At 56.0% G+C, this 13829-nt stretch carries 13 protein-coding genes and 1 pseudogene; 10 read left to right on the top strand and 4 right to left on the bottom strand.

Going from position 1 to position 13829, the window contains the following annotated elements:
* Window positions 1–106 precede the first annotated feature (106 nt).
* From ACR0JF_RS22695 to ACR0JF_RS22710, 4 genes are all read right to left on the bottom strand, one after another.
* Window positions 107–1069: an ion transporter gene (locus tag ACR0JF_RS22695; RefSeq protein ID WP_170663305.1), complete on the bottom strand. Its 963-nt coding sequence runs from the start codon at window positions 1067–1069 to the stop codon at window positions 107–109.
* Window positions 1062–2252 carry a low temperature requirement protein A gene (locus tag ACR0JF_RS22700; protein ID WP_170663303.1) on the bottom strand — a complete coding sequence of 397 codons (1191 nt, stop codon included), beginning with the start codon at window positions 2250–2252 and terminating at the stop codon, window positions 1062–1064. The genes ACR0JF_RS22695 and ACR0JF_RS22700 overlap by 8 nt, the downstream gene beginning before the upstream one ends.
* A 197-nt stretch (window positions 2253–2449) precedes the next feature.
* The gene (locus tag ACR0JF_RS22705) at window positions 2450–3169 is read right to left on the bottom strand and encodes a glutathione S-transferase N-terminal domain-containing protein (protein WP_170663301.1); all 720 of its coding nucleotides are present in this window, start codon (window positions 3167–3169) and stop codon (window positions 2450–2452) included.
* Window positions 3156–3764, bottom strand: a complete 609-nt coding sequence (locus ACR0JF_RS22710; protein WP_170663299.1) for an NAD(P)H-dependent oxidoreductase — start codon at window positions 3762–3764, stop codon at window positions 3156–3158. The genes ACR0JF_RS22705 and ACR0JF_RS22710 overlap by 14 nt, the downstream gene beginning before the upstream one ends.
* Window positions 3765–3978: 214 nt before the next feature.
* Here ACR0JF_RS22710 and ACR0JF_RS22715 point away from each other — a divergent pair, with 214 nt between their 5' ends.
* The 10 genes and pseudogenes from ACR0JF_RS22715 to ACR0JF_RS22760 all read left to right on the top strand — a co-directional run bounded on the left by ACR0JF_RS22715 (window position 3979) and on the right by ACR0JF_RS22760 (window position 13824).
* On the top strand, window positions 3979–4269 hold the full coding sequence (locus ACR0JF_RS22715) for a winged helix-turn-helix transcriptional regulator (protein WP_480670033.1): 291 nt from the start codon (window positions 3979–3981) through the stop codon (window positions 4267–4269).
* A gap of 20 nt (window positions 4270–4289) precedes the next feature.
* Window positions 4290–4697 (top strand): annotated as a pseudogene (gene gloA2 / locus ACR0JF_RS22720) (SMU1112c/YaeR family gloxylase I-like metalloprotein).
* A 43-nt stretch (window positions 4698–4740) separates the two neighbouring features.
* Window positions 4741–5565: a TauD/TfdA family dioxygenase gene (locus tag ACR0JF_RS22725; protein ID WP_170663295.1), complete on the top strand. Its 825-nt coding sequence runs from the start codon at window positions 4741–4743 to the stop codon at window positions 5563–5565.
* A 211-nt stretch (window positions 5566–5776) separates the two neighbouring features.
* On the top strand, window positions 5777–6778 hold the full coding sequence (locus tag ACR0JF_RS22730) for a Gfo/Idh/MocA family protein (RefSeq protein ID WP_170663293.1): 1002 nt from the start codon (window positions 5777–5779) through the stop codon (window positions 6776–6778).
* Window positions 6778–8349, top strand: a complete 1572-nt coding sequence (locus ACR0JF_RS22735; RefSeq protein ID WP_170663291.1) for a CoA-transferase — start codon at window positions 6778–6780, stop codon at window positions 8347–8349. Before ACR0JF_RS22730 ends, ACR0JF_RS22735 begins: the two co-directional genes overlap by 1 nt.
* Entirely contained in the window at window positions 8346–9113 is a 768-nt protein-coding gene (locus ACR0JF_RS22740) for an enoyl-CoA hydratase/isomerase family protein (protein ID WP_170663289.1), read from the top strand. Before ACR0JF_RS22735 ends, ACR0JF_RS22740 begins: the two co-directional genes overlap by 4 nt.
* 4 nt (window positions 9114–9117) lie before the next feature.
* Complete coding sequence (locus ACR0JF_RS22745; protein WP_170663287.1) at window positions 9118–10641, top strand: aldehyde dehydrogenase family protein; 1524 nt, start codon at window positions 9118–9120, stop codon at window positions 10639–10641.
* 68 nt (window positions 10642–10709) lie between these two features.
* Window positions 10710–11948 (top strand): ABC transporter substrate-binding protein, encoded by a 1239-nt coding sequence (locus ACR0JF_RS22750; protein WP_480670041.1) that lies wholly within the window; start codon window positions 10710–10712, stop codon window positions 11946–11948.
* Window positions 11949–12049: 101 nt separating this feature from the next.
* Window positions 12050–12943, top strand: coding sequence for a carbohydrate ABC transporter permease (locus ACR0JF_RS22755; RefSeq protein WP_170376146.1), 894 nt, complete (start codon window positions 12050–12052; stop codon window positions 12941–12943).
* Window positions 12943–13824 carry a carbohydrate ABC transporter permease gene (locus ACR0JF_RS22760; protein ID WP_068340098.1) on the top strand — a complete coding sequence of 294 codons (882 nt, stop codon included), beginning with the start codon at window positions 12943–12945 and terminating at the stop codon, window positions 13822–13824. The genes ACR0JF_RS22755 and ACR0JF_RS22760 overlap by 1 nt, the downstream gene beginning before the upstream one ends.
* Window positions 13825–13829 lie beyond the last annotated feature (5 nt).

Here is a 13829-nt window from a genome sequence, read left to right on the forward strand (position 1 = left end):
GCCGCCGCTCTCGCCGAGTGGCGTCAACTTTGTTCCGGATAGGTGCGCGGTTTTCGCAGCAAACTGAGACTGGTTCGAATTCGTCTGACAGCAGCTGCTCGTGAATTCAGGCTCTAGTTCCGGGAACGGTTGATCGACCACATGTTGGGCAACGTTTGGCTTCTGACATCGTCTCGGCATGTACGCGATCTCGGATCTGCTCGGCAGATCGACGCGACAGACCCAACTGCTTGCGAACGGCTTCAATATCTGCTTCGTCTGCTTCACAGATATCGCCATCTTCCAACGCCTTTCGAAATTCACGTTCCAGGCTGGCCCGTCGGCGGTGCAACTGGTCGTTTAGACCGCTTGCGATGATCCCTGCTGGCAATGCAGCCATACCAATGCCAATCACTGTGATCGCAGCGCCGAAGATCTTACCGCCAACTGTCACGGGCGTTACGTCGCCATAGCCGACGGTTGTCAATGTCGCCATCGCCCACCACATCGCCGCCGGAATTGAGCCAAAGGCTTCTGGTTGCGCCTCGTGCTCTGCGAGCCAAGCGCCACTTGCAGCAAAGATCAGCATCACCATCAGGATGAAGAAACCCGCAAAAAAGGCGCCCGCTTCTTCCTCGAACACCGCAAGCAGCATGCCGAGCGCGGGTGAGTACCTTGTGAGTTTGAGCAAGCGCAACATACGGAAGGTTCTTAGCAGCCGAAGGTCAACCGGAAAGAGTAGGTAAAGCAGCGCTGGGAGTATGGCCAATAGGTCGATTATTGCGATTGGAGAAACGGCCCAGGATGCGCGCGTTTTGTAGTTTGGGTTTTCTGTCGCAACCCACAGCCTCGCCGCGTACTCCACCACGAAAACGAACAATGAAAGGCTTTCGAACAGATTGAGTGCGACCCCCCAGCGGTCATAGATTGAATCGACCGTTTCAAGGATAACAGCGGCCACGTTCAGCGTGATCAGAGCGATTAGAGCGAGTTCAAGTACCCAAGGACCGGTTGCAGCGCGGTCTGGGCGCTCGAGCCACCAGTAGACTCTTTTTCTCAGGTAGTTTGCACCTTTCACAGCTTCAGTCATGGCGAAGCTTCGCTCTGGCGCGCATCAAGGGAATCGCGATTTGAGACAGCAAGGCCGTGCCCCAAATCAGATTGCCAACCAAGGAGGGGACATGCGGGACAATATAGAAACAGGCGATTGCCAAAACGATCCCAAACACCCGCACATCCCAACGCCCGAAATCTGAGGCCACACGGTGTTCAATGACGTTCTGAAGTACCCAAAGCATGGCGATGTATCCGGCAAGGCCGAAACAGCCAATGGCAGCGTATTCTGTTGGGTACGGCTCCCAAAACCCGACCTTAACCTCGGCTGCAAGGGCCACGCCGACCATCACGCCACACAACATCAAGACCAGATGAGCAAGCCACCAGATCACCAAGGTCGAAACCTTTTTGTCTTTGGGTTTGGCGTTGCCAACGAAGTCGAAATAGATCCAACACATCACGAACATCGAAACGCCGCCAATTATAAAGTTGACCAGCACGTCGGGTGAAACTTTGTAGATGCCTTTCTCAGACAGTGTGACGACCAGTTTGAAGAACCCTTCACCCAAAACGATCAGCGTCAACAAGGCAAACCGCTCTGCCATATGACCGAGGCGCGGGACGAACCGTTCAAAGCGCAGGACAGTGACGCCGGGGATCATGTACATCGCCTGCGAGGCAACCATCGCGGCAGCAAACACCCAATAGGCAAGCGGTTTAGGCAGAAACGCCGTAATGGCAAAGATCACGGCAAAGGCCGAGAAGTTGCGGATCTGTGCCGCCGACATCGAAACGCCCGAGGAATTGGTTCGCTGAGCACGGAAATATAGCGCGGCGATCATGGCTCTGTTCGCGGCAAACCCCAACGCGAAGAAAACCCAGCCCTTGCCGTCGATGGCGGGGATGGCGGCGGCCATGAACATCACCGTACAGATCATCACGGCCATGATCAGGCGATGCCAGAAATCGGTGCTGACGTAGATCGAGTTGAAAATACTGAGTTCACCCCACGCGTACCAGAGCGTGATGAAGACACCGGCGAACACAAGAAACCCATTCAGATCGAGATGGTGTGACAGGTAGTTCCCAAGAAGGAAGATCGTTACAACATGGATCAGGTCATAGAATAACTCGGCCCAGTGGACGTGGTCGTGAGTGTGGTCGAGGTCTTGATGATGTTGCGGCTTCCGCCACATGGGGTGGTTATGCAGTGCCATAAATTAGGGACCCTTCAAAATTCCAAGGTTGTAGTGGTCGGCAAGCGACCACCCCGATTGAGTGTTTTTCTATAGGATGAAGGTTGTCGTGGAGACCCTCGCCTTGCAACCCTGCAACGGTTGTTCAGCGAGGGCGCACTGGAATTTCCAGTCCGATCGTGTGGTGATCATGCCGGAAATGCCCGGCATTCACCGCTTCAGCTTCCTTTCACATCGCTCGAAAACCGCGCTGCGTTTTCCTTAGCAAAGGCGCTGGCATCTGCGGCGGCGTCCCAGAACTGAGGGTTGGCCTTGGGAATGGTCAACGCCCGCTGCACGGCGGGCCGGGCATCAATGCGGTCGAACCATGCGTTCAGATATGGCAGGTCCGATACATCCACCCGTGCCCAGACATGAGCACGCGCCCACGGGTACAGCATCATGTCGGCAATGGTGTATTCGTCCGCAGCGATCCATTCACGCCCGTCCAGACGTGTATTCATCACCTCCATCAAGCGGCGGCTTTCGTCCACGTATCTGCGGATTGAAAAGGGCTCTTCGTGGCCATTGGGCGCTGCAATGTGCTGGAAATACATCGCCTGTCCCATCATGGGGCCTACATGGCCGACTTGAAACAGAACCCATTGCATCACCTCGGACCTTTTTACTGGATCCGCAGGCAGGAACTTTCCGTATTTCTCGGCCAGATGCCACAGGATTGCACCGGATTCGAAGATGGCGCGCCCTTCCGAACGATCCTCGATTGTTGGGATCTTTCCGTTAGGGTTCAGCGCCAGATAATCCGGCGCCTTTTGTTCCTGCTTGGAAAAGTTGATGTGAGTCAGGTCGTAAGGGACGCCTGCCTCCTCTAGAAAGATAACCGGCTTGTACCCGTTCATCGTTCCCGCTGTGTAAAGATGGATATCAGGCTGGGACATGTTCAACCTCGGTAAATGTGGTTTTCAGATGTACGTCAAATCGAGCGAAATCGGCCTCGATTTCCGGGTTCTTCATAGCATCAAATGCAGCAAAAGTCGGAAGGGGCTGCATGGCAAAGAACTTTGCGTTCAGGTGCATCGGTGCCAATAGGTCATCGACGCTGGCGCCTGCAAAGAAAGGCTCGGACGCATCATCGAACGCTTCTTTCGGGGCGTTGAAGGTAACCGACAACATGTATTTCTTGTCATTCAGCGTGCCGCCGGTGCCGTAATTTGCTTTGGGTGAGTCAGTCGTTCGACCGTCGCCTGCGCACATACGACCGTCCATGCCGGCCGTATAGACCTCATCCATGTATTTCTTGAAGATCCACGGAACACCCATCCAGTTCACCGGGAATTGCATGATGACTGTATCGGCCCAAAGGTGCGCCTCAACCTCAGCATTCGCGTCATAGCCGTCAGCGACGGTGGTCACGCGCACGTCGTGACCCATTGCCGTCAGCATGCCGCGCGCCCGGTCGGTGAGGCTGGCGTTCAACTGTCCGGGGGCGAATTCGTAAGGCTGAGTGCCGTTCACGATCAGGATTTTGCTCATGTCCATATCCTATTTGTGCAATCTCTGAACCCTTGACTTTAAGCGGGTTCAGGTAGCATTTGAGAGTGTAGGTATGAGAAATCAACTAGTATACTTTTGGTAACCTAGTTGTCTGAGCGAAAGGACGACGATGCGGGCGCGAATTGAAGAGGATGCCAAAGGGCGCCGACATGTCTCAGAGGCGTGTTATGAGCCGTGTGCAATCGAGCGCGGTATGCGGATCATTGGCGGAAAGTGGACAGGTTCGATCTTGTGGCATCTTAAGGATGGACCTGTGCGTTTCAACGATCTTTCGCGCATGATCGGCGGGGCAAGCAAAAAGATGATCACCGAAAGACTGCGTCAACTTGAGGCGCAGGGTCTGGTTCGCCGGCAGATAATGGATACAGCTCCTGTTTCCGTGCAATATTCGGTTACTGAATTTGGCCGGACAGCTCTTGGTTTTCTTGAAGAGCTTCGAAAGTGGAGTGAAAAGTTGTCTCAAGATTTGGATTTAAAACACTGATAATATGTGGAAAAGATTCTGTGGGCGGCTTGAAATCAATCCACCATGCAGCCGTCATTTGTTCAGACTATGAACGGTCCAAAGCATTCTATTCGGAGACGCTTGGTTTGAAGATCGTTGCTGAGAATTTCAGGGCTGAGCGGCAATCTTGAAAGCTGGATTTGGCATTGCCGGACGGCTCTCAGATTGAACTGTTTTCCTTTCCCAACCCGCCCAAACGCGCCTCTCGCCCCGAAGCGCAAGGTCTGCGGCATCTTGCGTTTGTTGTGGATGATATCGAAGCGTTGAAAGACAGTCTGGAACAGAAAGGTGTCTTCGTCGAAGACATCCGTGTCGATGAGTATACGGGCCATCGGTTCAATTTCTTCAGCGACCCGGACGATCTTCCATTGGAGTTGTATGAAGCCAAGCCGATTGCTTTGAAGTGATATTTCTCGTCTTCTAGGCTGAGCGAAGCAGGGAGGAAGGCGCATGGAAGTAAAACCTCTCACCGGTGGATTGGGTGCGGAAATCGTCGGGGCGGACATCCGGCGTGAAGATCAATTCGACGTAATTAAGTCAGCCTTCGCAAAGTACTCCGTTGTCGCACTGAGGGGCCAAAGCGTTAGCCCGCAAGAGCATCTGACCTTTGCGAGAAGGTTCGGCCCAATCAATGTGAACCGATTCTTCAAACCGGTGGACGGCTACCCTGAGATTGCCACAGTGTTGAAAGAGAAGGATCAGAAAGAAGCTGTGGGAGAGGGATGGCATACCGACCACTCTTATGATCAGGAGCCTGCCATGGGCTCGATCCTGCACGCCCTGGAGGTTCCACCCCATGGTGGCGACACGTTGTTTGTGTCGATGGCTGCTGCCTACGAAGCTTTGTCGCCCAGGATGCGTGGTTTCTTAGATGGTTTGTGGGCGGTGCATTCTTCTCGCCATGTCTTTGGATCCCGCATTGTGGACACAGAAGCGGCAAAAAGCGGCCGGTTGGGGAACGCCGAAGCAGCCACGCAAGATGCTTTGCACCCCGTTGTCATCACGCATCCGCTCAGCGGCAGGCGCGGGTTATTCGTCAATCCCGTGTTTACGACCGAAATCAAAGGCTTGAGCGCGGATGAGTCTGCGGCGGTGCTGGGTATGATTTATGATCATTGCAAGCAGCCTGAATTCCAATGTCGCCTACGTTGGCAGGAAGGGGATATCGCCATTTGGGATAACAGAGCGACGTGGCACAAAGCGATCAACGACTACCATGGGTTTCGACGTCTTATGCACAGGGTGACGGTGGAAGGTGTTGCTCTAACGCAATGAAGCGAGTGACGCTCGGCAAATTCTGCGACTCAGTCAGAGTGCCGACACGCCGGGAATCCCTTTGATTCCCTGTGATTGTTTTGGATGAGGCTGCAAGCGTCGCGTTTTTAGCCATGTTTTCTTGCCTTTATGGTGCGCACAGAGTTTTTTCTTGTCAAATTTGGAACGTTCCACTACAAATTTTGGAACGTTCCAACTATGGGGAAATCAGATGAACTGGGCATTTGTCGGAGCGAGCACTATAGCTTCGCAATATATGTTGGGCGCGGTGCGTCAGCAGACAGGCAACGACGTGACCTGGGTCGTCAGTAATTCCTCTGACCGGGTGCAAACCTGGGCTAAGGAACACGGTATTCCCAATGCAACCACAGACCTGAACGCGGCGCTGTCTGACGACGACGTGAAAGCCGTCTACATTTCTTCCACAAATGAGAAGCACCATGGTCAGGCGATGGCTTCCATTTCGGCTGGCAAGCATGTCCTTTGCGAAAAGCCGCTCGGGATGACGCAAGCGGAAGCTATCGAAATGGTGCGCGCGGCAGACGCGGCTGGCGTGGCTTTTGCTACAAATCACCACCTGCGATGCTCTGGCAGTCATCGTGCCATTCGTGACATGATCGCAGATGGGCGCGTCGGCGAGGTTCTTTCGTTGCGCATCCATCACGCAGTTCATTTGCCCGAAAACTTGCAGGGGTGGCGTATCAACTCGGCCGATGCTGGTGGTGGCGTGATCCCTGACATCGTTGTTCATGACGCGGATGTCACCCGCTTCCTGCTCAATGAAGACCCGGTGTCTGTCGTTGCGCAAATGGCCAGTTCTGGGATGGGGCAAGGGGTCGAAGACTCGTGCATGTCCGTCTGGACTATGCCCTCAGGCGCGATGGTCATGACGCATGAGAGCTTTACGCACCCCTTTGCCGGGTCTGGCCTGCAGGTGCATGGAACCGAGGGTTCGATATTTGCGGATGGCATCATGACGCAGCGCCCGGTTGGGGCAATACAGCTGGTGACTGAAGCCGGAAGTGAAGAGATCCCGTTTTCGGGCCACTCTCTCTATGTTCAAGGCGTTTCGGAATTTGTCGCCGCAGCGGCGGGACAAGGCCGTCCTGCTGCCGACGGACCTGATGGAGTGAAATCGCTGTCAATCGCGCTGAGCGTTCGTGAGGCCGCAGCGTCGGGTGATCGTATCAACATAGATTATGGCGGTTTTTGATGACCAAGCTTGTTTCCGTTTCCGAGGCCGTTTCTCGTATCCCAGACAATGCGGTTGTCACCGTATCGTCGTCCTCTGCGTTGGGGTGCCCAGACCTCGTGCTGAAGGAACTCGGAGAGCGGTATCGCACTGAAGGGCATCCGCGCAACATTACAACGCTGCACCCTATCGCTGCCGGGGATATGTATGGCGTGAGGGGAATGGATTATCTGGCGCAGGATGGACTGCTAAGCCGCGTTCTCGCCGGTTCATACCCGTCGGGTCCTTCCAGCCTTGAGATGCCGGAAATCTGGAAAATGATCGTCGAAGATCGAGTGGCCGCATACAACGTACCATCGGGAATTCTGTTCGATATGCACCGCGAAGCCGCAGCGCATCGACCCGGTGTACTGACGCAGGTCGGGCTTGAGACTTTCGTGGATCCTGTTCGAGAAGGATGCGCGATGAACGCGCGTGGTGCGGCGGCTCCAATTGTTAACCGAAAGGAATTCGACGGTCAGACTTGGTTGCACTTCCCAAACATCAATCCGAACGTGTGCGTTTTGCGCGCAACCACGGCGGATGAGTTTGGCAACCTGACCTATGAACATGAAGGTGCCTATCTGGGCGGATTGGAGCAAGCGATTTGCACACGCAACCACGGTGGACTCGTGATCGCACAGGTTCAAAGAGTGACTGCCGCCGGAAGTTTGCGCCCCCATGACGTGCGCGTGCCAGGTCACTTGGTCGATCTGATCGTTGAAGACCCAGAGCAGATGCAAACGACAGAGACCTCGTATGACCCTGCGATCTCTGGCCAGATTATGCGCCCTTGGGACAGCTTTTCACTGGCCGAGCATGGTGTCGAAAAGGTCATCGCGCGTCGTGCCGCCCAAGAACTGCGCAGCGGCATGAGCGCCAACTTGGGCTTTGGCATCAGCGCAATGGTCCCGCGTGTTTTGTTGGAAGAGGGGCATCCTCAGGCGGTGACATGGGCGATTGAGCAGGGGGCCGTTGGTGGCGTCCCATTGACCGGGTTTGCCTTTGGCTGCGCATCCAACGCACATGCATTTGTGCCGTCACCACAGCAATTTATCTACTTCCAGGGCGGCGGGTTCGACATGTCGTTCCTCTCGTTCCTCGAGGTCGATGTCGAGGGCAATGTGAACGTCTCCAAACTCGGTAAAAAACCCTATCTGACTGCAGGATGTGGCGGCTTTGTCGATATTACCGCGCGGGCCAAGAAGATCGTGTTCTCGGGCTGGTTCGAAGCCGGCGCCAAGATTGATCTGGCGGATGATGGTATCCGTGTGAATGCCCCCGGAAAATTCACGAAGATGGTGGATCAGGTCGAGCATGTCACATTCTCGGGCCGCCGTGCCCGTGAAACCGGTCAAGATATGCTCTATGTGACCGAGCGGTGCGTCATTCGCCTAACAGATCAGGGTCTGGTCGCGACGGAAATCATGCCCGGCATTGAGGCGCAGCGCGATATTGTCGAAGCCTCGGGCGGTCGCGTCAAAGTCGCGGAAAACGCGGCTCAGATGCCCAAGTCGCTATTCGCAGTTGGCCCGATGGGGATGACACTGTGAGCAAGCTTCGCATTCATATCGAGGGTGCAACCGCCGTCCTGACCTTGGACAACGAGGCCAAGCTCAATGCGCTAACTGTAGATATGCTGCACGCGCTGGAGGCTGGCCTGACAGAGGTCGAGCGTGATACGTCCATTCGCGCGCTTGTTCTGACAGGCGCAGGAGGAAAAGCGTTCTGTTGCGGTGCTGATATCGGCGCTTGGGGCGGTCTGAGCCCCGCCGAATTCGCGCGCCATTGGGTCCGTGACGGGCATCGTATATTTGATCGCTTGGCGCGGATCGGCAAGCCGACAATTGCAGCGATCAACGGTCACGCCTTCGGCGGCGGGCTAGAGCTGGCCAGTTGCTGCGATCTGCGCCTGATGACCCCGCGGTCCACGCTGGCTTTGCCCGAAGCTCGGGTCGGGATCGTGCCCGGTTGGTCCGGGACACAGCGGTTGACCCGGCTGATCCCCGAAGCTGTCTTGAAGGAAATGGCACTCTTCGGGCGCCGTATTGGTGCCGACCGCGCGCTGGCCTTGGGCTATGCGACTGAGGTGACTGACGACGTACTGGCGCGCGCGCTTGAGATCACCGCCGAACTTAGCGACCTTTCGCCTCGCGCCACCGAAATCTCAAAAAATATGATCCATGCAGCGGTCGGTGAAGACACTCATGCCGTGGTCGAAGCCCTTGGTAGCGCAGCGATTGCGGCCTCGGCGGACCGCGAAGAAGGCGTCGCAGCGTTCATGGAAAAACGTAACCCCACATTTTCGGGCCTATGACAATATGAAAGACATCACCATCAACCCTGCTATCCCGTTTGAGCTGCCGCCTTTGTTTGAAGGTCGGCATCTCATCGATGGCAGGTGGCAGAATAGCGCATCGGGTGAGACGTTCGAACGGCGCTCGCCGTCGCACGGGCATATTGTCAGCCAGTCAGCCTTGGGTGGCGAGGCTGAAGCTGAGGCGGCGATCTTGGCGGCACGCAAGTCGTTCGACAGCGGTGTGTGGAGTCGGGCATCGGGCAAAGAGCGGGCCACCGTTTTGCTTAAGGTTGCCGACCTGATTGAACAGAATGTCGACCGGATTGCACTGATCGAAACGCTGGAAAGCGGTAAGCCGATCAGCCAATCCAAGGGCGAGGTCGGCGGTGCAGCAGACCTTTGGCGCTATGCGGCCTCATTGGCACGCAGCACGCACGGCGACAGTCATAACACTCTTGGCGCAGATATGATGGGTGTCGTGCTGAAGGAACCCATCGGTGTCGTGTCCATCATTACGCCTTGGAACTTCCCGTTCTGGATTCTCAGCCAGAAGCTTCCCTTCGCGTTGGCGGCTGGTTGCACCGTTGTTGTGAAGCCGTCTGAGATGACACCGTCGACAACCTTGATGCTGGGCGAGTTGCTGGTCGAAGCTGGACTGCCCGCCGGTGTATGCAATATCGTTCTGGGCTACGGAGTTCCCGTTGGCAGTGTGATGTCGAGCCACGACAGCGTGGACATGATCAGCTTTACGGGCTCAACCGCTGTGGGCAAGACGATCAGCGCAGTAGCGTCGGATACGCTCAAGAAAGTCGCGCTAGAGCTTGGGGGCAAGAACCCTCAGGTCATCTTTCCCGACGCCGATCTGAATGCAGCCGCTGATGCGGTTGTGTTCGGTGTCTATTTCAATGTTGGCCAGTGCTGCAATTCAAGTAGTCGCATCATCGTGCATGAGGACATTGCCGATGAATTCCGCGAACGTGTCGTCGCCCTGTCGCGCAAAGTCAAATTCGGCGATCCTCTGGACCCGACGACGCAGGTCGGGGCGATCGTAACGTCCGAGCACAACTCAAAAATCGACGCGTATGTCAAACAGGCGCAAGCTTCCGGTGCGACTATTGATCTGGGTGGTGAGCCGCTGGAGGTCGAAGGCCTCGGTTCTCAGTTCTACCAGCCGACGGTGATTTCCGACGTCTCGCCCAACATGCCCATCGCCCGCGATGAAGTATTCGGGCCTGTTCTGTCTGTTTTGACTTTCAAAACACTGGACGAAGCCATCGCGCTCACCAATGATAGCGCTTACGGTCTGTCGGCAGGGGTATGGAGCGAAAACGTTCACACCTGCCTAGAGTTTGCCCGCCGCGCAGAAGCGGGAACGGTCTGGACCAATACCTGGATGGACGGGTTCCCCGAGGTCGCTTTCGGTGGGGTCAAACAATCCGGGCAGGGGCGGGAAATCGGACGATATGGGTTTGAGGAATTCTTCGAAGTGAAATCAGTGGTCATGCGTATCGGCAACAGCCGGGCGCCATGGGTTCCGCAAGACTAAGACCGGGCACCAGGTTGGTCCCGAGTGAGAATAACGCATTAAGGGAGGAAACAAGAATGCGTAAATTTATGAAGACAAAATCGCTGTTTGTAGCAGGTCTACTGTGCACGACCAGCCTTGCGCACGCTGAAGACGTGGAAGTTCTGCATTGGTGGACGTCTGGCGGTGAGGCCGCAGCACTAAACGTTCTCAAGGACGACCTGTCCGGACAGGGCATCGGCTGGACCGATATGCCTGTAGCAGGTGGCGGTGGTGAGCAGGCGATGACCGTTCTGCGCGCACGCGTCACCGCAGGCAACGCTCCTACAGCCGTTCAGGCTCTGGGCTTTGACATTCTAGACTGGGCCGATCAAGGTGCGCTGGCTGACCTGAACGAAGTGGCAGCCCAGGAAGGTTGGGATGACGTTGTTCCAGATGCGCTGAAAGCCTTCGCCAAGCATGACGGCAAATGGGTCTCGGCCCCTGTGAACGTGCACTCGACCAACTGGGTCTGGGCCAACAAGGCGGTGCTGGACGCCAACGGCATTTCTCAGCCCACCAACTGGGACGAATTTGTCGCAGCGGTTGAGGCGTTGAAAGCTGCCGGGATCACTCCGATCGCGCATGGTGGTCAGGCATGGCAGGACGCGACCGTGTTCGATGCTATCGCAATGTCGACGTTGGGGCCTGACGGCTACAAAGCGGCCTTCATCGACTTGGACGAGGAAACGCTGGGTGGTGACGCGATGAAAGAAGCGTTCGACCGTATGGCCTTCATCCGCGACAACGTGGATGAGAACTTCTCGGGTCGTGATTGGAACCTGGCGACAGCAATGGTCATCAACGGTGAGGCCGGCTTCCAGATGATGGGTGATTGGGCCAAAGGCGAATTCCTGAACGCCGGCAAAGTGCCGGGTGAGGACTTCCTGTGCTTCCGCTTCCCGGGCACTCAGGATCAGGTCACCTTCAACGCTGACCAATTCATGATGTTTGACCAGGGCGGTACGGTATCGGCCGAGCAAGCCGCGCTGGCCAGCGCGATCCTGTCGCCTTCCTTCCAGATTGCCTTCAACAAGGTGAAGGGCTCTGTCCCGGCTCGTACTGACGTGGACGGCAGTGATCTGGATGCCTGTGGTCAGCAGGGAATGAAAGATTTGGCCGCTGCGGCTTCGTCAGGCAACCTGTTCGGCTCGATGGCACACGGACATGCCGCGCCTGCGTCAGTCAAGAACGCCGTCTATGACGTTGTGACCGCTCACTTTAACGGCGAATACGGCAGCGAAGATGCTGTGACCGAACTGGTTGACGCCGTTTCGATCGCCAAGTGATCCATAAGTGATCCTCCCGATGGGGCGGCAGTCTGGCCGCCCTGTCACCAAGTGGGCGCAAAAGCTCCGATCTAACACGACTCGAACGAGGAGGGCGCGCCATGGCTGCTTCAGCCGACGCGGATTTTAAGACACGCCTTCAGAACTGGATACCCAAGCTGGTCCTGTCACCGTCGCTGGCGATGATGTTGGTTTTTGTCTACGGGTTCATTCTGTTTTCGGTCTACCTGTCATTCACCGACAGTCGCATCCTGCCGTCCTTTGGATGGGTCGGATGGGAAAACTACGACAAATTGTGGCGGCTGAGCCATTGGGAAACCTCGTTGATCAATATGGGGATTTTCGCGAGCCTCTATATCGTGATCTGCACCTGTATCGGCCTGGGTCTGGCGATCTTCCTTGATCAGAAAATCCGGGGCGAAGGGCTATTGCGTCCCATCTACCTCTATCCGATGGCTCTGAGTTTCATCGTCACCGGCACGGCCTGGAAGTGGTTTCTTGACCCTGGCATCGGGTTGGAAAACGTCATGCATACATGGGGTTGGACCAGCTTTGAGTTCGACTGGATAAAAAACCGTGATTACGCCATCTACACAGTGGTTCTTGCAGCCGTCTGGCAAACCAGCGGCTTCGTTATGGCAATGTTTCTGGCTGGCCTGCGTGGGATCGACAATGAAATTCTTCGGGCTGCGCAAATGGATGGGGCCTCGAATTGGAACCTCTATCGCCGGATCATTATCCCGCAACTGCGACCAGCCTTCCTGTCGGCCTTTGTGATCCTCAGCCATCTTGCGATCAAGACCTTTGACCTTGTCATCGCCCTGACCGGGGGTGGCCCCGGTCGTGCCACCGAACTGCCCGCGACCTTCATGTATTCTTACACGTTCACGCGAAACCAGATGGGGATCGGTGCGGCGTCGGCCACGATCATGCTGATGACAATTGCGGCGATCATGATCCCCTATCTCTACGCCGAATTGCGGGAGAAACGCTGATGTCCCAAGCAACTCAGGATACCGCAATCCGAACCGGCCGCGTTACGCGCACGTTGATCTACCTGGTGCTGCTGCTGTTCGGTCTTTTCTACCTGCTGCCGCTCTATGTCATGCTGGTGAACTCGGTGAAGCCTTTGGAAGAGATCACCGGCGGCGGCATGATGAACCTGCCGCAGGTGTTCACGATTGAGCCGTGGCTCAAGGCATGGTCTTCGGCGCAGATCGGCGTCGATCCGACAGGGCTGAAGCCCTACTTCTGGAACTCGATCAAGATGGTGGTTCCGGCGGTGATCGTCTCGACCATTCTTGGGGCGTTGAACGGCTATGTGCTGACCAAATGGCGCTTCAAGTACGACACAATCCTTTTCGGTCTGATGTTGTTCGCCTGCTTCATCCCGTTTCAGATTGTTCTGATCCCAATGGCGCGGATGTTGGGTATAATCGGGCTGGCTGGCACCACTTGGGGTCTTGCGCTTGTCCACGTTGTCTACGGGATTGGCTTCACCACGCTGTACTTCCGCAACTACTACGCCGTGTTCCCGACCGAGCTGATCCGGGCGGCGCAGATTGATGGCGCTGGGTTCTTTCAGATCTTCTGGCGTATTCTTCTGCCCAGTTCCGGGCCGATCGCCGTGGTTTCGATCATCTGGCAGTTCACCAACATCTGGAATGACTTCCTGTTCGGCGCGTCTTTTGCCGATGCCAACAGTCAACCGATGACGGTGGCACTGAACAATCTGGTGCAGTCGTCAACAGGCGTGAAGGAATACAACGTTCATTTCGCAGGGGCCATTCTGGCCGCCATGCCAACTCTGCTCGTCTATATCGTGGCCGGTCGATACTTCGTCCGCGGCCTGATGGCGGGTTCGGTGAAAGGATAAGACCT

It is taken from the genome of Ruegeria sp. BG11, from assembly GCF_056538565.1.